At 68.3% G+C, this 18349-nt stretch carries 20 protein-coding genes; 16 read left to right on the top strand and 4 right to left on the bottom strand.

What is annotated here, in order from left to right; translation table 11 throughout:
• Positions 1–212: 212 nt before the first annotated feature.
• The 5 genes from ACKTTN_RS12990 (at position 213) to ACKTTN_RS12970 (ending at position 3614) form a co-directional block, all read left to right on the top strand.
• Complete coding sequence (locus ACKTTN_RS12990; protein ID WP_407910320.1) at positions 213–512, top strand: hypothetical protein; 300 nt, start codon at positions 213–215, stop codon at positions 510–512.
• A 26-nt stretch (positions 513–538) separates the two neighbouring features.
• Positions 539–1081: a GNAT family N-acetyltransferase gene (locus tag ACKTTN_RS12985; RefSeq protein ID WP_407910319.1), complete on the top strand. Its 543-nt coding sequence runs from the start codon at positions 539–541 to the stop codon at positions 1079–1081.
• A gap of 132 nt (positions 1082–1213) precedes the next feature.
• A complete protein-coding gene (locus ACKTTN_RS12980) occupies positions 1214–2467 on the top strand; it encodes a sensor histidine kinase (RefSeq protein ID WP_407910318.1) in 1254 nt (417 codons plus the stop codon).
• Positions 2460–3239 (top strand): LytR/AlgR family response regulator transcription factor, encoded by a 780-nt coding sequence (locus ACKTTN_RS12975; RefSeq protein WP_407910317.1) that lies wholly within the window; start codon positions 2460–2462, stop codon positions 3237–3239. Before ACKTTN_RS12980 ends, ACKTTN_RS12975 begins: the two co-directional genes overlap by 8 nt.
• A 15-nt stretch (positions 3240–3254) precedes the next feature.
• Positions 3255–3614 (top strand): hypothetical protein, encoded by a 360-nt coding sequence (locus ACKTTN_RS12970; protein WP_407910316.1) that lies wholly within the window; start codon positions 3255–3257, stop codon positions 3612–3614.
• A gap of 67 nt (positions 3615–3681) precedes the next feature.
• On the opposite strand, the gene ACKTTN_RS12965 is transcribed toward ACKTTN_RS12970, so the two are convergent.
• Together ACKTTN_RS12965 and ACKTTN_RS12960 are read right to left on the bottom strand one after the other, a co-directional pair.
• Positions 3682–4083 (bottom strand): RcnB family protein, encoded by a 402-nt coding sequence (locus tag ACKTTN_RS12965; protein WP_407910315.1) that lies wholly within the window; start codon positions 4081–4083, stop codon positions 3682–3684.
• Between the two features lie 139 nt (positions 4084–4222).
• The gene (locus ACKTTN_RS12960; RefSeq protein ID WP_407910314.1) at positions 4223–5563 is read right to left on the bottom strand and encodes a metal-dependent hydrolase family protein; all 1341 of its coding nucleotides are present in this window, start codon (positions 5561–5563) and stop codon (positions 4223–4225) included.
• A 142-nt stretch (positions 5564–5705) separates the two neighbouring features.
• Between ACKTTN_RS12960 and ACKTTN_RS12955 the strand changes: the two genes are divergently transcribed.
• The 9 genes from ACKTTN_RS12955 (at position 5706) to prpF (ending at position 15462) form a co-directional block, all read left to right on the top strand.
• Entirely contained in the window at positions 5706–6503 is a 798-nt protein-coding gene (locus ACKTTN_RS12955; RefSeq protein ID WP_407910313.1) for a lytic transglycosylase domain-containing protein, read from the top strand.
• 42 nt (positions 6504–6545) lie between these two features.
• Positions 6546–7058 carry a hypothetical protein gene (locus tag ACKTTN_RS12950; protein ID WP_407910312.1) on the top strand — a complete coding sequence of 171 codons (513 nt, stop codon included), beginning with the start codon at positions 6546–6548 and terminating at the stop codon, positions 7056–7058.
• Between the two features lie 40 nt (positions 7059–7098).
• A complete protein-coding gene (locus ACKTTN_RS12945) occupies positions 7099–8961 on the top strand; it encodes an ABC transporter ATP-binding protein (RefSeq protein WP_407910311.1) in 1863 nt (620 codons plus the stop codon).
• 231 nt (positions 8962–9192) lie between these two features.
• Complete coding sequence (locus ACKTTN_RS12940) at positions 9193–9735, top strand: fasciclin domain-containing protein (protein WP_407910507.1); 543 nt, start codon at positions 9193–9195, stop codon at positions 9733–9735.
• 150 nt (positions 9736–9885) lie between these two features.
• A complete protein-coding gene (locus ACKTTN_RS12935; RefSeq protein WP_407910310.1) occupies positions 9886–10389 on the top strand; it encodes a VOC family protein in 504 nt (167 codons plus the stop codon).
• 188 nt (positions 10390–10577) lie between these two features.
• Positions 10578–13193, top strand: coding sequence for a Fe/S-dependent 2-methylisocitrate dehydratase AcnD (gene acnD / locus ACKTTN_RS12930; RefSeq protein WP_407910309.1), 2616 nt, complete (start codon positions 10578–10580; stop codon positions 13191–13193).
• Between the two features lie 33 nt (positions 13194–13226).
• The gene (locus tag ACKTTN_RS12925; RefSeq protein ID WP_407910308.1) at positions 13227–13739 is read left to right on the top strand and encodes a 2'-5' RNA ligase family protein; all 513 of its coding nucleotides are present in this window, start codon (positions 13227–13229) and stop codon (positions 13737–13739) included.
• Positions 13691–14227, top strand: coding sequence for an SRPBCC family protein (locus ACKTTN_RS12920; RefSeq protein WP_407910307.1), 537 nt, complete (start codon positions 13691–13693; stop codon positions 14225–14227). Before ACKTTN_RS12925 ends, ACKTTN_RS12920 begins: the two co-directional genes overlap by 49 nt.
• Positions 14228–14268: 41 nt before the next feature.
• Positions 14269–15462 carry a 2-methylaconitate cis-trans isomerase PrpF gene (gene prpF, locus ACKTTN_RS12915; protein WP_407910306.1) on the top strand — a complete coding sequence of 398 codons (1194 nt, stop codon included), beginning with the start codon at positions 14269–14271 and terminating at the stop codon, positions 15460–15462.
• Between the two features lie 10 nt (positions 15463–15472).
• Here the strand turns inward: prpF and ACKTTN_RS12910 are convergent, their stop codons facing one another.
• Complete coding sequence (locus tag ACKTTN_RS12910; protein ID WP_407910305.1) at positions 15473–15823, bottom strand: J domain-containing protein; 351 nt, start codon at positions 15821–15823, stop codon at positions 15473–15475.
• 176 nt (positions 15824–15999) lie between these two features.
• Between ACKTTN_RS12910 and ACKTTN_RS12905 the strand changes: the two genes are divergently transcribed.
• Both ACKTTN_RS12905 and ACKTTN_RS12900 read left to right on the top strand, forming a co-directional pair.
• Positions 16000–16683 (top strand): YbhB/YbcL family Raf kinase inhibitor-like protein, encoded by a 684-nt coding sequence (locus ACKTTN_RS12905; RefSeq protein WP_407910304.1) that lies wholly within the window; start codon positions 16000–16002, stop codon positions 16681–16683.
• A 481-nt stretch (positions 16684–17164) separates the two neighbouring features.
• Positions 17165–17758 (top strand): acyl carrier protein phosphodiesterase, encoded by a 594-nt coding sequence (locus ACKTTN_RS12900; protein WP_407910303.1) that lies wholly within the window; start codon positions 17165–17167, stop codon positions 17756–17758.
• A 148-nt stretch (positions 17759–17906) separates the two neighbouring features.
• Here ACKTTN_RS12900 and ACKTTN_RS12895 read toward each other — a convergent pair whose 3' ends face one another.
• Complete coding sequence (locus ACKTTN_RS12895) at positions 17907–18140, bottom strand: hypothetical protein (RefSeq protein WP_407910302.1); 234 nt, start codon at positions 18138–18140, stop codon at positions 17907–17909.
• Positions 18141–18349: the final 209 nt, after the last annotated feature.

The following is an 18349-nucleotide window of genomic DNA, read 5'->3' as shown; positions in this document are numbered from 1 at the left end:
CGGCTTCGCTGCGACTGCAGCATCCAGCGAACGTCCATTGGAGGTTCGTCGACCGCCCATCGCCCGTTTGGCGCCGCCCGCGCGCCGAAGCGTCGGGATCGGTGGCCCCGCGGTGCGCACGGCCGACCGCGTCTGGCATAAACGCCCACGGCCGGCTTCACTTGGCCGAAACGTCCGCCACCTACCGTTACGCCTCCGCGCCGGGAGCTGCCATGCTCATTTACGACCGCCGTCGTTGCCGCCCCGTCCCGGGTCTCGAGGTTCGACGCCGCCTCCCGCTCGCGCAGCGCGCGAAGCTGAGCTGGCTGGAATACCTCGGCTGGCGCCTGCTGTTCGTGCGCGGCGAATCGTCCGCGGTGTTCGTGGCGCACGACCACAAGGGCTTCGCGATGATTTCCCGCGAAGGCCGCGTGGTCGGCGTGCGCAGCCTGACGGTGCGTCCGGAAGACCGCAGCGACCCCGCCTACCGCGTCGAACCCGCCACCGACGACGCCGAAGTCCGCGCCGCCTGAGTGCGCCCGCTCCCACGACGCTGCGGATGACGGCGTCGCCCCACATCCCTGTTATCCGCCGGGCCGCGCCGCACGATGCCGCGCGGCTCGCTGCGTTCCTGCGCCAGCTGTTCGTCGAGGCCTACGCGGACTGCAGCACATCGGCGAATGTCGACGCCTACCTCGACCATGCATTCGGGGCCGTGCAGCAGGCCGCCGAACTCGCCGATCCCTCGCACATGACGTGGATCGTCGCGGACGCCAACGACTGGCTCGGCGTGCTGCAGGTGCGGCTGCCGTCGACGCCGCCTGCCGGCGTCGACCTGCACCGGCCCGCGCAGCTGCATCGCATCTACCTCGCATCACGCGCGATCGGGCAGGGGCTGGGGCGACGCCTGCTCGATACCGCCATCGACGCCGCGCGCGCGGGCGGTGCGGACGGCCTGTGGCTCAGCGTCTGGCAGCGTGCACCGGGCCCGATCGCCGTCTACGGGCGCGCCGGCTTCCGCATCGTCGGCACGGCGACGTTCCAGGTCGGCGACGATCCGCTGGAGGACTGGATCATGCAGCGACGCATCGACCCCGCCTGAGCCCGCTGGCGGCGACACGTCCGACGCAGCGTCCTGGCCTTTCGCTCCACCGATTCCCGGCTTCGTCGCATGGCGGTCGACGCGCGATTCGGCGTCACTATGCTCGCCGCAACGCCTGATCGGACCCACCCCGTGTTCAAGAGCATCGCCTTCGTCCTCCGCATCACCATCGCCTGGGGCCTGGCGGTGGTGTTCTGCACCGCCTTGTATTCCAGCATCCCGTGGATCGGCGGCTGGGAGTTCCCGGCGGTCGCGGCCGGCATGACGACGATGGCCTTCGTCGTCGCCGGCGCGTTCTCGCATCTGCGGCGCGTGCGCCTCATCGCCGGCTACGTTGACCGCGACGCGCTCGGCAATCGCCATCGCCGGCAAGTGGAGATTCCCTTCGAGGCCGGCCAGGCCTTCGACCTGCTCGACGCCGCCATCCGCGAACTGCCCGGCATCCAGACCGTGTCGAGCACGCGCGACAGCCTGCAGATCCGCGCCCACGTGCGTCGCCCCGATACCTACGGCCGCACCACGCTGGAGCGCTGGAACCCGCTGACCGCGTTCGGCTCGCAGCACAACCAGATCCTCGCGACGGTGACGCCGACGCACGACACCGGCAGCGTCACCTTCGTCTGCGAGCCGCAGATCGGTGCGTGGAGCGACTGGTTCCTGGTCGACGACGGCACCAACCTGGAAAACGCCGAAGCGATTACGCGTGCGATCACGCGCCGCGTCGCCGACATGCGTCGCGGCGAGCAGATGGCCGCCGCGCGCACCGCGACCGAGAAGGAACTTACGGTCGCCAAGCTCAACCTGCTGCATGCGCAGGTCGAACCGCACTTCCTCTACAACACGCTGGCCAGCGCGCAACTGCTGACGCGCAGCGATCCCGAACGCGCCGAGGTGATGCTCGGCCATCTCATCCAGTACCTCCGGCATTCGCTGCCGCGCGCGGAAGATGCGCCGTCGACGCTCGGCGCGGAGCTTGAACGCGCGCTGGCGTATCTCGAAATCATGAAGGTGCGCATGGGCAACCGGCTCGACGTGCAGGTCGACGTGCCGCAGGCGCTGCGCACGACGCGACTGCCCGCGATGATGCTGCAGACGCTGGTCGAGAACGCGGTCAAGCACGGGCTGGAACCGCGCACCGGCGGCGGCACGGTGTGGATCCGCGCACGCCGGAACGATGACCAGGTCGCCGTCACCGTCGCCGACGATGGCGAAGGCCTCGGTGGCACGTCGACCAGCGGTACCGGCATCGGCCTCAAGAACGTGCGCGAGCGGCTGAAGCTCGCCTTCGATGGCGCCGCGTCGCTGGCGGTGGTCGCGAATTTCCCCGCCGGCGTGGCCGCCACGCTCACCGTGCCGGCAGAACGCGAGGCTGCGCGCCATGTCTGAGCCCACCGCCACCTGCGTTGTTGCCGAGGACGAAACACTGCTGCGCGATGCGCTGGTCGCGCAGCTGAAGACCGCATGGCCGACGCTGCAGATCGTCGCCGAGTGCGAGGACGGCGCAAGCGCAGTCGACGCGATCGTCGAACACCACCCAGACGTCGCCTTCCTCGACATCCGCATGCCGGGCCTCACCGGACTCGAAGTCGCCGCGGCGTCGACCGAAGCCAGCCCGCAGACGCAGATCGTGTTCGTCACCGCCTACGACCAGCACGCGATCGCCGCATTCGAACGTGGCGCGGTCGACTACCTGCTCAAGCCGGTGACCGCTGAACGCCTCGACGCCACCGTGCAACGCCTGCAGGCGCGGCGCGGACAGGATCGCGACGACGCACTCGCCGCACTGCTCGCGAAACTGGGCACGACGTTGCCGCGCGAAGTGGGCGCCTCCGAACCACTCACCTGGCTCACCGCCAGCGCAGGTCGGGAAACGCGATTGATCATGGTCGACGAGGTCGTCTACTTCCGCGCCGACCACAAGTACACAACGGTGGTCACCGCCGACGGCGAAGCGCTGCTGCGCACGTCGCTGCGCGAACTGCTTGCACGGCTCGACCCGAACACGTTCAAGCAGATCCACCGCTCCACCGTCGTCAACATGAAGGCCGTCGCCGGCGTGATCCGCGATGACACCGGTCGCGGCACGCTGCGCCTGCGCGGCCGCGACGAAACCCTCGCCGTCAGCGCGCCGTTCATGGCGCTGTTCCGGCCGGTCTGAACTGGAGGAATCGCCATGGACAAGCTTCTCGCCCTGTTCGCATTCATCGCATCGCTCGCTGGCTGGGATGGCCATCGCGACACCGTCGTGCATCGCATCGTCGGCGCGGGTGCGGACGTGATGTTCAGCCGCGCGACCGTGCAGGATGGCGTGGCCCGCTTCGACTGCGTACGCAGCGCGAGCGGCACCTGCCATTACCTCGTACTGCCACGCGGCTGCCCGAACGAAGCGGACTGCGCGACGCGCGTGCGTCGTTACGACGTCGCGTCCGGCGAATCACGCCAGGTCACCGGACTGCACGCGTTCCGGCTGTGCGTCAGCGCCTCGGCGAACGGCACGCCGCCCTGCAGCGCGAGCGACACGCTGGGTAACTGACGGCGCAAACGAAAAGCCCCGCGGATGCGGGGCTGGTCGTGAACGTGATGCGTAACGATCTCGTGCGTCAGATACCGAGGATGCGCGAGATCAGGCCGGTCGCGGTCTGCACCAGATACACGTCGCGCGCGTCCTGGTAGGGACGAACCCAGACCATGCCCGGAGGCGGCGGCGCGAGGTGGTACACGGTGTAGTTGGTCACGTAGTAGCGCGGCACCAGGTAGGTGTTCGGCAGATGCTGGCCGCGCGCCCACTTCTTGTACTGGCCGAGGTGACGGCCGTTATCGTGATGGACCACTACCGGGCCGTGCGGATTCGGCTCGCCGATGCGGATGCCTTCGACGTGCGCGACCTCATGGCCCTTGTCGCCCTTGTCGTGTCCGTGGCCCTTGCCGTGGCCCGGATCGGCGAACGCGGGGCCGGCGAGCAGCAATGCGGTGATCAGCACGAGCGGTGACTTGCGGATCATGGGACTCTCTCCTGACGATTTGCGGCCACGCTAGCCCCGGCAGCCTGAACCTGTCATGCAATCCGGTTATCGCGTACCGGTACGTTTCAGCATGGTGATCGCCACGTGGAGACACGCGGCGTCGCTTGCTTGCGTAGTTTCAGTCCGGGCCGCGCACCACCTGGCCGTTCTTCATCACGAAAACCGGGTGTTCGGTTGCGCGGATGTCGGTGAGCACGTTGCCGGGCACGGCGACCATATCGGCGTACTTGCCGGTTTCGAGCGTGCCGGTATCGTGCTCGACGCCGAGCAGCGTGGCCGCGCCGATGCTGCTGGTCATCAGCGCGGTCGCCGGCGACATGCCGACGTCGACGTAATCGCCGAACTCGCGACCGTTGAGACCGTGCGGGAACACCGCCGCATCGGTGCCGAGTGCAATAGGCGTTCCGATGCGGATCGCGTTGCGCAGCATCGCCTCGTGCGAGGTGTACGCCGCGTGCGCCTTGCCGGCGATCTTCGGCGGATAGCCGGCGAGCTTGGATTCCGTCCACAGCAACGTGGTGCGCGTCGGCACCAGGTAGACGCCCTTCTGCTTCATCAGCTGCAGCGTCTCGGGTTTCAGGAAGCTGCCGTGCTCGATCGAGTCGACACCGGCTTCGATCGCCAACCGCGCCGCGGTGTCGCCATGCGCATGCGCGGCCACCTTGCGGCCCCAGTTGTGCGCCTCGGAAATGATCGCCTTGAGTTCGTCCGGCGTGAGCTGCGGCACGTCGACCGGATCGGACTCGCTGAGCACGCCCCCGGACGCGCAGATCTTGATGACGTCCGCGCCATACTTCATCTGCAGGCGCGTGGCTTCCCGGCATTGCTCGGCGCCGTTGCACACGCCTTCCAGCGGTGTCGACGCGATGACGCGCGTCGGCGGGTACGGGGCGCTGTCGCAATGGCCGCCGGTCGAACCGATCGCGTGCCCGGCGACGATCATGCGCGGGCCGGTCGCGTAGCCGCCGTTGATCGCGTTGCGTAGCGCGACGTCGATGAAGTCGCTGGCGCCCAGCACGCGGATGGTGGTGAAGCCGGCGTCGAGCGTGACCTTGGCGTTGCGCTGCGCGTGGAAGGCCTGCTCGGCCGGGAACCGCATCATTCCGTTGTAGATGCCGGCGGCCCAGTCGTCGTCGTGGTCGTCGGCGATGTGCGTGTGCGCGTCGATGAAGCCGGGAAGCAGCGTGGCGTCGCCGAGATCGATCACGCGCGCGCCATCCGGATACGCGGCGTTGGCGCCGACGCCGATGATGCGCTCGCCCTGCACCACCACCACGCCCGGTTCGACCATGCGACCGCTGCGGCCGTCGAACAGGTGCGCGGCCTTCAGCACGACGGGCCGCACCGACGCGCCGGCAGCCGGCGTTTGCGCCTGGCTGGCAACCGCGGCGAACAGACCGGTTACAAGGAGGCCGGCGGACAGCAGGCCAGCGGACACGGGCGCGAGACGGAGCTTCATGCAGGGACCTGTCGGGCGGGAAAGCCCGAGTGTAGGCACAAGCGGCCGTGGGTCGCCTCTGCCGCTGCGACCCCACGCAATGCCGCTGGCGGATCGGCCCCCTGACCTCGGGCACATCCCGTGTTCATGCGCGGGGCCTAGGATGCGCGCCATGCGTCGCGCCCTGCTCCTGCTGCTTCCGTTGCTCGTGCTTGCACCTCAGGTGCAGGCGCGCACCGTCTATCGCTGCGTGCGCGATGGCACGGTCAGCCTGGCCACAGCGCCGGAGCCCGGCTCGCGCTGCGAAGCGAAAACCATCGCCGACGACGCAGTGAAGGTGCCCAACCTCTGGGGTGCGCTCGGCGTGGTGAAGGGCAACCTCTACGAGCGCGAGCAGGACGGCAAGACCGTCTACAGCACGCGCAAGTTGCCGGGCTCGACCAAGGTGCTGTCGTTCACCGTCGAAACGCCGCCCGGCGAGCCCGCGCATGCCGGCCTCGGCCAGGTCGGCAAACCGCAGATCGATCGCTACGCCAAGCAGTTCAAGGCGGCGTCGAAGAAGACCGGTGTCGACGACGCCTACCTGCGTGCGATCGCGCATGCCGAGAGCGGATTCAACGCGGCCGCGGTGTCCCCCAAGGGCGCGGTCGGCGTGATGCAGCTGATGCCGGAGACGGCGCGTGAATTCGGCGCTGACCCGACGTCGCCCGACCAGTCGATCGACGCCGCGGCGCGCATGATCCGACAGCTCGCCACCCGTTATCGCGGCGACCTGCGCCTCGTCGCCGCCGCGTACAACGCGGGGTCGGGCGTGGTGTCGCGCTACGGCGGCGTGCCGCCCTATCGCGAGACGCAGCAGTACCTCGCGAAGGTGGAAGCGCTGTACATGCGCTATCGCTCGGCGCTCGGCAAGACGCCGAAGTCGCTGGACGGACAGGACATCCTGCGCGCCGCCGACTGACGCGCCCGATCCGCAGCACCGCCGCATGCGCATACTTCGCGCGTGACCTTCGATATCGACAGCCTGCGCGACACGCTCGCCACCGTGCCGGTGGGCGCGTGGTGCGCGGTCGCCGCCGTGCTGGTACTGCAACGTTTCGCACGCCGGCTCGGCCTGTGGCTGTACGCCGCGTTCGCGTTGCCCGGCACGCTCGCACACGAACTCGCGCATTACGTTGTTGCGCTGGCGCTCGGCGCGCAGCCGCGACTTCCGCGGCTCTGGCCCGAACGCACGGGAACGGGATGGCGCCTCGGCGCGGTCGCGTTCCGCGCAACGTGGTGGCGCGCCGGGCCGATCGCGCTGGCACCGCTGTTGCTGTTGCCGGGCGCGCTCGCGTGGGTGGTCATGTTCCTTGCCGATGCGCGGGGCGTCGCGATCGCGCTGCATGCGTGGGTCGCCGGCACGCTGCTTGGTGCGGCCCTGCCGTCGCGTGCCGACCTGCGCATCGCCGCGCCGACGCTCGCCGTGATCGCGTTCGTCACCATCGTCGCCGTCGCGGTGCGCCTGCTCGCCTGAACCTCCCGTGCGCTTCACGGCGTGTATCGACAATGGCGCGATGCCGTCGCCCACCATGCCCCGTCGCGCGTCGATGCCGTTTCGCGAACGCGTCGACGCCCTGCGCAACCTGCGCCCGTTCCTGCGCCAGATCTGGGAAACCAGCCCGCAGCTGACGCTCGCGAGCCTGGTCTTGCGCCTCACGCAGGCGCTGACGCCGGTCGCGCTGCTCTACATCGGCAAGCTGATCATCGACGAGGCGATCCACCTCGTCACCGTCGCCGGCGCGGACGCCGACCTGCGCACGCTATGGGCGAGCGGCGCGTTGCATCACCTCGCGCTGCTGGTGCTCGGCGAGTTCGTGCTCGCGGTGGTGTCCGACCTGATGGCGCGCGCGGCGAGCTACGTCGATGGCCTGCTGTCGGAGCTGTTCACCAACGCGACCAGCATCCGCCTGATGGAACACGCGGCGACGCTGGACCTCGAGGACTTCGAAGACCCCGACCTGCAGGATCGCCTCGACCGCGCGCGCCGGCAGACGATGGGCCGCATGAACCTGCTCAGCCAGCTGTTCGGGCAGGCGCAGGACACCATCACCGTGGTGAGCTTCGCGATCGGCCTGCTCGCCTATGCGCCGTGGCTGATGGTGCTGCTGGGCATCGCGCTGGTACCGGCGTTCGTCGGCGAAGCGCACTTCAATGCGCTCGGCTATTCGCTGAATTTCCAGTGGACGCCCGAGCGTCGCCAGCTCGAATACCTGCGCCAGACCGGCGCGAGCGTGGACACCGCGAAAGAGATCAAGATCTTCGGGCTGCACCGGTTCCTGATCGATCGCTTCCGCGTACTCGCCGACAAGTTCTACGCGGCGAACCGTGCACTCGCACGACGCCGCGCGATCTGGGGCACGGTGCTGGCCGCGCTCGGCACGCTCGGCTACTACGTCGCGTATGCCTACATCGTGTGGCGCACGGTCAAGGGTGATTTCACCATCGGCGACCTCACCTTCCTCGCCGGCAGCTTCCGTCGCCTGCGCCAGTTGCTGGAAGGCCTGCTGATCGGTTTCTCGCAGGTCGCGGGCCAGGCGCTGTACCTCGACGACCTGTTCTCGTTCTTCGAGATCGAACCGGAGATCACCTCCAAGCCCGACGCCGCGCTGATTCCGAGACGGATCGAACGCGGCTTCGCGTTCGAGAACGTCGGCTTCCGGTATCCCGATGCGGAGCGCTGGGCGCTGCGCGGGCTCGAGTTCGAGCTGCGCGCGGGCGAAGTCCTCGCGCTGGTCGGCGAGAACGGCGCCGGCAAGACCACGCTGGTGAAGCTGCTCGCGCGGCTTTACGACCCCGACGAAGGCCGCATCCTGCTCGACGGCCGCGACCTGCGCGACTACGACCTCGACGACCTGCGCAACAACGTCGGCGTGATCTTCCAGGACTTCGTGCGCTACCACCTCACCGCGCGCGAGAACATCGGCGTCGGCAGGCTCGAAGCGATGGACGACGAGGCGCGCATCCGCGAAGCGGCGCGGCGCGCGCTCGCCGACGAAGTGATCGAGGCGCTGCCGCTGCAGTACGACCAGATGATCGGTCGTCGCTTCAACACCGGCGTCGACCTGTCCGGCGGGCAGTGGCAGAAGATCGCGATCGCGCGTGCCTACATGCGCGATGCGCAGGTCATGATCCTCGACGAACCGACCGCCGCGCTCGACGCGCGCGCCGAGTTCGAAGTCTTCCAGCGTTTCAAGGAACTGAGCGAAGGCCGCACGGCGATCCTGATCTCGCACCGCTTCAGCAGCGTGCGCATGGCCGACCGCATCCTCGTGCTGGGCGGCGGCAAGGTCGAAGCGTCGGGGACGCACGACGAGCTGATGGCCGAGCGCGGCCGCTATGCGGAACTGTTCGAGCTGCAGGCGGCGGGTTACCGCTGACACATGCCGTTCCGGCCATGTGCAGAAAAATTCCAGTCGGGACTGCATCCGTGCGCCAGTCGACGCCGTAGACGTCGGGGTGTCCTCCAATCGGACACGTCATTTCCCCCGGAGCGTCCCATGAAGATCCGTGTCCTCAGCCTTGCCCTGGTCGCCGTACTCCCGCTTGCGGCCTGCAGCCGCCCCACCACCGAAACCACGACGGCGCCGGAAACCGCGTCATCCGACGCGATGCCGGCGCCCGCACCGACCGCGGCGCCCGCCGAAACGGCCGCGGACGCCATGCCGATGCAGAACCCCATGGTGGGCGGCGCGCCCATGTACGCCGACAAGGACATCGTCGACAACGCGGTGAACTCGAAGGACCACACAACGCTGGTCGCCGCGGTGAAGGCGGCGGGCCTGGTCGACACGCTGAAGGGCGCAGGCCCGTTCACCGTGTTCGCGCCCACCAACGCCGCGTTCGACAAGCTGCCCAAGGGCACGGTCGACACGCTGCTCAAGCCGAACATGAAGGCCGATCTCACCAAGGTGCTCACCTACCACGTGGTGCCCGGCGCGCTTGATGCCGCCGCGCTCAAGCAACAGATCGCGGCGGGTAACGGCACGGCCACGCTCACCACCGTGCAGGGCGAGAAGTTGACGGCGAAGGACGACGGCGCCGGCGGCATCGTGCTGACCGATGCGAAGGGCGGCACCTCGCACGTCACCGTGGCCGACGTGATGCAGAAGAACGGCGTGATCCACGTGGTCGACACCGTGCTGATGCCGTAATCGCGCTCCGCCGCCGGCTTCCCCTCGTCGCCGGCGGTTTCGCGGGGACGGAGCGCAGGCTCCGTCCCCGTGTTCTACGGGCTGCGCCCGCGCGAACGCGCACCTAACGACCGGATGCGACACTGCACCGGCCGCCAGGAGAGCGACCGCATGGGTCTCGTCAGCCGAATCACGCCCTGCCTCTGGTATGCGGACACCGCCGAAGAGGCCGCGACCGCGTACTGCGACATCTTCCCGAACTCGCGCATCGTGCGCGTGCTGCGCTACGACGCCGCCTCCGCGCGTGCCGCGAACCGGCCGAAGGGCAGCGTGCTCACCGTCGAGTTCGAGCTCGACCGCCAGAGCTTCACCGCGCTCAATGGCGGCCCGCTGTTCCGCTTCAACGAGTCGATCTCCTTCGTCGTGCGTTGCGATACGCAGGACGACATCGACCACTACTGGGACGCGCTGGGCCGCGGTGGCGATCCGATGGCGCAGCAGTGCGGCTGGCTGAAGGACCGCTTCGGCGTGTCCTGGCAGGTGGTGCCGGCCTGGCTGCCCGACTGGCTGACCGACGCCGACCCCGCGCGCGCGGCCCGCGTCATGCGCACCATGCTGGCGATGCGCAAGCTCGACCTCGCACCGCTGCAGGCCGCGTACGACGCCGAGGCCTGAGCAAGCGGCATTGACGCGCCCGTCGCGTCGTCGCCCCGCGTCGTTCCATCGCGGGTTCCGACCGACCGCCACGACTGCGGGATAATGGCGGCCTGCCGGCGTGCCCGGCCCGTCCGATCGTTCCGATCGCTTTCCGGCGATGCCGGCGCGGCCCCAGCCGCCGGCGTCCTCCATCGAATCCGCGCCCGATGAATACCGCCTACCGCAAGCCCCTCCCCGGCACGCCGCTGCACTGGTTCGACGCCCGCGAGGCGGTCGACGCGATCTCGCCCGGTGCGTGGGCGACGCTGCCGTACACCTCGCGCGTGCATGCCGAGAACATCGTGCGCCGCGCCGATCCGTCGATGCTGTCGGCCTACCTGCAGCAGTTCATCGAACGCCGCCGCGACCTCGACTTCCCGTGGTTCCCGGCGCGCGTGGTCTGCCACGACATCCTCGGCCAGACCGCGCTGGTCGACCTCGCCGGCCTGCGCGATGCGATCGCCGAACGCGGTGGCGACCCGGCGCAGATCAATCCGGTGGTGCCGACGCAGCTGATCGTCGACCACTCGCTCGCGGTGGAATGCGGCGGTTTCGATCCCGATGCATTCACCAAGAACCGCGTGATCGAGGAGCGTCGCAACGAGGATCGCTTCCACTTCATCGAATGGACGAAGCACGCATTCCGCAACGTCGATGTCATCCCGCCGGGCAACGGGATCATGCACCAGATCAATCTGGAGAAGATGTCACCGGTGATCTACGTCAAGGATGGCGTGGCGTTCCCGGACACCTGCGTCGGTACCGATTCGCACACGCCGCATGTGGATGCGCTGGGCGTGATTGCCGTCGGCGTCGGCGGCCTCGAGGCCGAGAGCGTGATGCTGGGCCGCGCGTCGTGGATGCGCCTGCCGGAGATCGTCGGCGTTGAGCTGACCGGGCGTCCGCATGAAGGCATCACCGCGACCGACATCGTGCTCGCGCTCACCGAGTTCCTGCGCCAGGCGAAAGTTGTCGGTGCGTACCTGGAGTTCCGCGGCGAAGGCGCTGCCGCGCTGACACTCGGCGACCGCGCGACCATCTCCAACATGGCGCCCGAATACGGCGCGACCGCGGCGATGTTCTTCATCGACGACAACACGCTCGACTACCTGCGCCTGACCGGCCGCGAAGAGCAGCAGGTGGCGCTCGTCGAGAACTACGCGAAGACGGCCGGCCTGTGGGCATCCGACCTCGCCGACGCGCAGTACGAGCGCACGCTCACGTTCGACCTGTCGACGGTAACGCGCAACATGGCCGGGCCGTCGAATCCGCACAGGCGCTTGCCGACGAGCGATCTCGCCGAACGCGGCATCGCGGTCAACCTCGACGCCGCGCGCGCGCAGGAAGCGCAGGGCCTGATGCCGGACGGCGCGGTGATCATCGCCGCCATCACCAGCTGCACCAACACGTCGAATCCGCGCAACGTCATTGCCGCGGGCCTGCTCGCGAAGAAGGCGAACGCGCTTGGCCTGGTGCGCAAGCCGTGGGTGAAGAGTTCGCTTGCACCAGGCTCGAAGGCGGTGCAGCTGTATCTGGAAGAAGCCGGCCTGCTGCCGGAGCTCGAACAGCTCGGTTTCGGCATCGTCGGTTTCGCCTGCACCACGTGCAATGGAATGAGTGGCGCGCTCGATCCGGTGATCCAACAGGAGATCATCGACCGCGACCTTTATGCCGTCGCCGTCCTGTCGGGCAATCGCAATTTCGACGGCCGCATCCATCCGTATGCGAAGCAGGCCTTCCTCGCCTCGCCGCCGCTCGTCGTCGCCTACGCGCTGGCCGGCACGATCCGCTTCGACATCGAGAAGGACGTACTCGGCACCGACGCGCAGGGCAAGGCGATCACGCTCAAGGACCTGTGGCCGACCGACGCGGAGATCGACGCGATCGTGCGCGAGCACGTCAAGCCCGAGCAGTTCCGTCGGGTCTACGATCCGATGTTCAACGTGCGCGTGGACAACAGCGCCCCCGTCACGCCGCTGTACGCCTGGCGCCCGATGTCGACCTACATCCGCCGCCCGCCGTACTGGGAAGGCGCCCTCGCCGGCGCGCGCTCGCTGAGCGGCATGCGTCCGCTCGCGGTGCTCGGCGACAACATCACCACCGACCATCTCTCGCCGAGCAACGCGATCATGCTCGACAGCGCGGCAGGCGAATACCTCGCGAAGATGGGCGTGCCGGAAGAGGACTTCAATTCCTACGCGACGCACCGCGGCGACCACCTCACCGCACAGCGCGCGACGTTCGCGAATCCGAAGCTTCTGAACGAAATGGTGACGGACGAGAACGGCAACGTGCGCCAGGGCTCCCTCGCGCGCATCGAGCCTGACGGCACGGTCACCCGCATGTGGGAAGCGATCGAAACCTACATGGCGCGCAACCAGCCGCTGATCATCATCGCCGGCGCGGACTACGGCCAGGGTTCTTCGCGCGACTGGGCAGCCAAGGGCGTGCGACTTGCGGGCGTCGAAGCGATCGCCGCGGAAGGGTTCGAGCGCATCCACCGCACCAACCTGATCGGCATGGGCGTGCTGCCGCTGGAATTCGAAGCGGGCACCAACCGCAAGACGCTCGCGATCGACGGCACGGAGACGTTCGACGTCACCGGCGAACGCACGCCGGGCGCGACGCTGACGCTCGCCATCCACCGCAAGGACGGCAACATCCTCGAGGTACCGGTGAAGTGCCGTCTCGACACGGCGGAAGAGGTGTCGATCTACGAAGCCGGCGGCGTCCTGCAGCGCTTTGCGAACGACTTTCTTGAAGGCGCCCAGAGCGCCGCCTGACCGACGATGGCGAACGCCGGTGAAAAGTTCTTCATGCGTCGGCCTCCGGCGGCGTTCCGCGCTGCCGTATTGCCCGAGCTGGAGCGCACGGGCGTGCTCGATCGGCTCGGGAGCCGGCTGTTTACGCCCGAGAACTGGCATCAGTCGCTGTCGGACCTGCTGCTTCGCGATTCGCTCGAGATCTATCGCCGCGCGGGATCGCGCGTCGCCGCTGCGCCCTTCGTACTGCGCTTCGATCGCGTGAGCTTCGCGGGTGGTCACGCGCGTCTCGAGCCGTCTGCGGCGTCGCACGGGTTCGCAGCGCTGCTGCGAAGCGTGCGCGCAGCGCTCGATGCCGAAGGCGAGAAGAGCGGTCGCCATGCGCCGCACATCACGCTGAGCTATCGCGCACCGTCGTCGCCGGAGACAGTGATGATCGATCCCATCGACTGGACCATCGACAGCATCGAGCTCGTCGAGGTCGTGAGTTATCCCTACGGATACCGCACGCTCGACTCATGGCCGCTGGCGCCGGCGATCGAGCCCCAATCCGAATTGCCTTTCTGACCCGCTCCCACGACGAGGACCTGCGCATGACGACCAGCACCACTACCGGCACCGTCCGCCTCCACCGCGTCCTGCGCGCGCCGCCTTCGAAGGTGTATCGCGCCTTCCTCGAACCCGCCGCGATGGCGAAATGGCTGCCGCCCTATGGTTTCGTCGCGAATGTCGAGCACATGGATGCGCGCGTTGGAGGAACCTTCCGCATGTCGTTCACCAACTTCGGCACCGGCAAGGTGGAATCGTTTGGCGGCGAGTACCACGAGCTCGTGCCCGACGAACGCATCCGCTACACCGATCACTTCGACGACCCGAACCTGCCGGGCGTGATGGATGTGACGGTCGAGCTTCGCGCCGTGCTCTGCGGCACCGACATCTCCATCGTGCAGGCCGGCATCCCCGCCGCGATTCCCGTCGAGTTCTGCTATCTCGGCTGGCAGGAATCGCTGGCGCAGCTGGCCACGCTGGTCGAACCCAATATTCCCGACAACTGAGCACCGGCCGTTTTGCCGACCTCCCACTTCTGCGAGCACCGATGAGCTTCCTGCCCCAACTCCGCATCCCCGCCACCTACATGCGTGGCGGCACCAGCAAAGGCGTGTTCTTCCGCTTGCAGGATCTGCCCGGGAACGCACGCGTTCCCGGCGCGACGCGCGATGCGCTGCTGATGCGCGTGATCGGCTCGCCCGATCCCTATGGCAAGCACACGGACGGCATGGGTGGCGCGACGTCGAGCACCAGCAAGTGCGTGATCCTGTCGAAGTCCGACGTGCCCGATCACGACGTCGACTATCTCTATGGCCAGGTGTCGATCGACACCGCGTTCGTCGACTGGAGCGGCAACTGCGGCAACCTGTCGGCGGCGGTCGGTCCGTTCGCGATCGCCAACGGCCTGATCGACCCCGCGCGCGTGCCGCGCGACGGCCACTGCACGGTACGCATCTGGCAGGCGAACATCGGCAAGACGATCGTCGCGCACGTGCCGATGTCCAATGGCGCGGTGCAGGAAACCGGCGACTTCGAACTCGATGGCGTGACCTTCCCGGCCGCCGAAATTCCGCTGGAATTCGTGGACCCGTCGGATGACGGCGATACCGGCGCGATGTTCCCGACCGGCAACCTGATCGACACGCTCGACGTGCCGGGTGTCGGCAGCTTCGACGTCACCCTGATCACCGCCGGCATCCCGACCATCTTCATGCGCGCGGCGGATCTGGGTTTCGACGGCACCGAACTGCAGTCGGCGGTCAACGACGATCGCGCGTTGCTCGCCAGGCTCGAAACGATCCGCGCGGCCGGCGCGGTGCACATGGGCCTGATCGACAGCCTGGACCAGGCCGGCACGCGCCAGCACACGCCGAAGGTGGCGTGGGTCGCGCCGCCCAGGGATTACGTCGCGTCCAGCGGAAAGACCGTTCGCGCCGGTGACATCGACGTGCTCGCGCGCGCGATGTCGATGGGCAAGCTGCACCACGCGATGATGGGCACGGCCTCGGTCGCGATCGCGACGGCGGCCGCCGTTCCGGGCACCCTGGTGAACGAAGCAGCGGGCGGTGGCGTACGCGACGTGGTGCGCTTCGGCCATCCATCGGGCACGTTGCGCGTCGGGGCTGCGGTGTCGCAGGTGAACGGCCAGTGGAGCGTCACCAAGGCCGTAATGAGCCGCAGCGCACGCGTATTGATGGAAGGTGCGGTGCGCGTGCCGGCGGACGCCGCGTACGCGGAGTGAGCCAGGGCGTTTAGAACCGGCGTCCGAAGCCGGCGAACTCCGCGTAGGTCGCGGCAACGCGCTGGCGCACCGCGACCGGCGCAACCGTGACGACACTCGGCGTCGCCGTGATGGCCGCTTGGCCGTCGTCCGACACACGCCGTTTCCACTTGCGGCGAAGCTCGCGGTCGTAGCGCGCACGCGTTGCCGGATCCGACAGCACGCGCCATGCATCGTTGACGCGCTGCATCCGCCGCGACGCATCCGGGTCGCCGTCGCGGCGGTCGGGGTGATGACGCGCCGCCAATACGCGATACGCCGCGCGGATCACTTCGATCGGCGCATCGTTGGCGACATTGAGTGCGGCGTAATGCGTGGACACGTGGACGTCGGATCGGGAATGGAGTTCGAGTCTTATACCGCCGGCGTGACGGCCGCTGCACGGCCGCTCGGCGGCGTTCAGCCGTCGGCCGGCGAACGGTCGCCCACGGCCGCAGTGACCCGCGGTCGACGCCGCCCGCGTGAGACTTGATACGACGTCTGCACCGGGAGACCACGATGAATGCACGTCGCGTCCTGCTGCCGTGCCTGCTCGCGGCCGCACTGCTCGTTGCCATGGGCCCCGCGCGCGGCCAGCCCGCGCCGACGGGCAGCCCGTCCGGACCCGCGCTGCGCGAAGGGGCGTCGCCAGCGCCCGCGCCCCTAACTGCCACCGCCGCGAAATCCGTCGCCATCGAACGCATCGTCGCGGCATCGGCGCCGGCGATCACGGTGACGTCGCCGCAGATCCGCGCGCGCACCGCGATCGCACCGCATCACACTGCGTACGGCGACAACGTCTCGCCGGCGCTCGCGTGGACGCCGGTGAACGGCGCGAAGACTTACGTGCTGCTCGTCGAAGACCCGGATGCGCCGCGTGCACAGCCGTTCGCGCACTGGGTGGCGTGGAACATTCCTGCCGGCGTGCACGCGCTGCCCGAAGGCGTTCCGACGCAGGCGTCGCCCACTGCGGTCCGCGGCATGCAGCAGGGCCACAACGGTCGCAACGCCACCGGTTACTTCGGTCCGCGCCCGCCCGCCGGCGATCCGCCGCATCACTACCACTTCCAGGTGTTCGCCCTCGACCGCGCGCTCACGCTCGCGGCAAACGCGACGCGCGACGACGTCGTCGCCGCGATGCACGGCCATGTCATCGCCAAGGGCGAACTCGTGGCGACGAGCCAGGCGCCGACGTCGCATTGATGCGCGCCTCGGTTCGCCGCGCGCTCCTGCAGGTGGTCTTCGCGAGCGGTCGCACGTCGTCCACCAGCGCCTTCAGCACGCGCCCTGGTACCTCGATCATCGGCAGGTGCGCGGAATGCTCGAACTGGTCCACGCGCTGCGTTCGACCAGGACGCGTCGCGCACCACTGCCGCCGCAGCAAGATCACCGCCAGCGTAGCGACCGATCTCCGACTGTTCCGTAACGAGCGTTGGTGACAGCGGCAAGCGCACCGACGCACGCTGCGAACGGTTCACCAGGCCATTCCGTACGAGCCGCGAATGCGATGGTGATCCTGCCGAGTGGGCAGTGCAGGTGTCGGGATGCGCGTTGAAACTACGTCGCCGCCTCCGCGTCGCCTGGGACGGTCGCGATTACGTCGCCTGCCGTCGGCGGCTGCGCGATACGATCGTGCGAGTGTCTGCCCACATCCCTTTTTGACGACCCACTCCGAAGTGCGTCCATGAACTGGCTCGCCCACATGCACCTCGCACGACAGAGCGATGCGGCCATGCTCGGCGCGTTGCTGGGCGACTTCGTGTTCGGGTCGAGCGGCCTGGACGCGTGGGGCGACGTCGAGCGGCGCGAGATGCTGCTGCACCGGCGCGTCGACCGGTTTACCGATACGCATCCCGCGGTCACCGCGTTGCGCGCGCACTTCCCCGACGGGCGTCGGCGCTACGCCGGCATCGTGCTCGATGTCTACTTCGACCATCTGCTCGCGCGCGATTGGCCACGCTGGAGCGACGTCCCGCTAGACGCCTTCACCGCGCGCGCGTACGCGATGCTTCGTGCGCGACAGGATGAGCTGCCGCCGCGACTGCAGGCGATCGTGCCGCGCATGGCGGAGCACGACTGGCTGGGCAGTTATCGCGAACGCGCGCACGTGGACCGGGCGGTCGCGCGCCTTGCGCACCGGCTTTCGCGCAACGGCGACCGACTGGTGGCGGCGCTCGAGGACTTCCGCGATATCGAGCGCAATGCCGTCGCGATGTTCGACGACTTCTATGCGGAACTGCAGGCATTCGTGACGCGCCAGCGCGCGGCCGCCACCTGACTGGCGGTCGCCCGCCTCCTCGCCGCTGCACGAAACGAGCCCGGCCTTTCCGCCGCAACACGCACGCAAAAAGAAGGGACAGCGAGGTGCTGTCCCTTCAAGGCTCACTCGACCCTCTTCCCGATGCTCGTTACCGAGCACTACTCACTTACTGGTTGGAGCCGCTGTCGCGCGACGACGAACTGCCGCTCTGCTTGCCGGATCCGAGATCGTTCTTGCCCGAGCCCTGCTGCCCGAGGTTCTGCTGGCTGCCCTGACGCGATGCACCCTGCTGCGAAACACTGTTGTCGTTGCGGCCCGAGGCCTGGCGCGACTGCGAGTTGTTGTCGAGGTTCTGATTGTTGCTGTTGCGATTCGACGTGTTCTGATCGTTACGGTTCATGCTTCCTCCTGATCGACATCTTTCGACATCGCCCGCATTGCGGACGGTCTTCAGGCTACGCGGTGCAGCCGTGCGGAGAAGTGACCTCAACATTAGCGTTGCGTTATGCAGCGGCCATGTTCAGCGCGCAGCAATCGTGCGCGCGCGACGACGCCTCCGTCATGTGTACAAAACATGCACGCCCATTCATGCACACGCCAACCGCGCTA

The sequence above is a fragment of the Lysobacter claricitrinus genome, from assembly GCF_045866565.1.
In the GTDB taxonomy this organism is placed as follows: domain Bacteria; phylum Pseudomonadota; class Gammaproteobacteria; order Xanthomonadales; family Xanthomonadaceae; genus Cognatilysobacter; species Cognatilysobacter claricitrinus.
The sequence above is the reverse complement of the archived record's forward strand: the minus strand, read 5'-3'. Positions and strand labels throughout refer to the sequence as shown.

Bases quoted from the DNA above. Each gene is read 5' to 3' on its own strand.
- ACKTTN_RS12990 (WP_407910320.1), top strand. From the start codon at position 213: ATGCTCATTTACGACCGCCGTCGTTGCCGCCCCGTCCCGGGTCTCGAG.
- ACKTTN_RS12985 (WP_407910319.1), top strand. From the start codon at position 539: ATGACGGCGTCGCCCCACATCCCTGTTATCCGCCGGGCCGCGCCGCAC.
- ACKTTN_RS12975 (WP_407910317.1), top strand. From the start codon at position 2,460: ATGTCTGAGCCCACCGCCACCTGCGTTGTTGCCGAGGACGAAACACTG.
- ACKTTN_RS12970 (WP_407910316.1), top strand. From the start codon at position 3,255: ATGGACAAGCTTCTCGCCCTGTTCGCATTCATCGCATCGCTCGCTGGC.
- ACKTTN_RS12965 (WP_407910315.1), bottom strand. From the start codon at position 4,083: ATGATCCGCAAGTCACCGCTCGTGCTGATCACCGCATTGCTGCTCGCC.
- ACKTTN_RS12960 (WP_407910314.1), bottom strand. From the start codon at position 5,563: ATGAAGCTCCGTCTCGCGCCCGTGTCCGCTGGCCTGCTGTCCGCCGGC.
- ACKTTN_RS12955 (WP_407910313.1), top strand. From the start codon at position 5,706: ATGCGCGCCATGCGTCGCGCCCTGCTCCTGCTGCTTCCGTTGCTCGTG.
- ACKTTN_RS12945 (WP_407910311.1), top strand. From the start codon at position 7,099: ATGCCGTCGCCCACCATGCCCCGTCGCGCGTCGATGCCGTTTCGCGAA.
- ACKTTN_RS12940 (WP_407910507.1), top strand. From the start codon at position 9,193: ATGCCGGCGCCCGCACCGACCGCGGCGCCCGCCGAAACGGCCGCGGAC.
- ACKTTN_RS12935 (WP_407910310.1), top strand. From the start codon at position 9,886: ATGGGTCTCGTCAGCCGAATCACGCCCTGCCTCTGGTATGCGGACACC.
- acnD (WP_407910309.1), top strand. From the start codon at position 10,578: ATGAATACCGCCTACCGCAAGCCCCTCCCCGGCACGCCGCTGCACTGG.
- ACKTTN_RS12925 (WP_407910308.1), top strand. From the start codon at position 13,227: ATGCGTCGGCCTCCGGCGGCGTTCCGCGCTGCCGTATTGCCCGAGCTG.
- ACKTTN_RS12920 (WP_407910307.1), top strand. From the start codon at position 13,691: ATGGCCGCTGGCGCCGGCGATCGAGCCCCAATCCGAATTGCCTTTCTG.
- prpF (WP_407910306.1), top strand. From the start codon at position 14,269: ATGAGCTTCCTGCCCCAACTCCGCATCCCCGCCACCTACATGCGTGGC.
- ACKTTN_RS12905 (WP_407910304.1), top strand. From the start codon at position 16,000: ATGAATGCACGTCGCGTCCTGCTGCCGTGCCTGCTCGCGGCCGCACTG.
- ACKTTN_RS12900 (WP_407910303.1), top strand. From the start codon at position 17,165: ATGAACTGGCTCGCCCACATGCACCTCGCACGACAGAGCGATGCGGCC.
- ACKTTN_RS12895 (WP_407910302.1), bottom strand. From the start codon at position 18,140: ATGAACCGTAACGATCAGAACACGTCGAATCGCAACAGCAACAATCAG.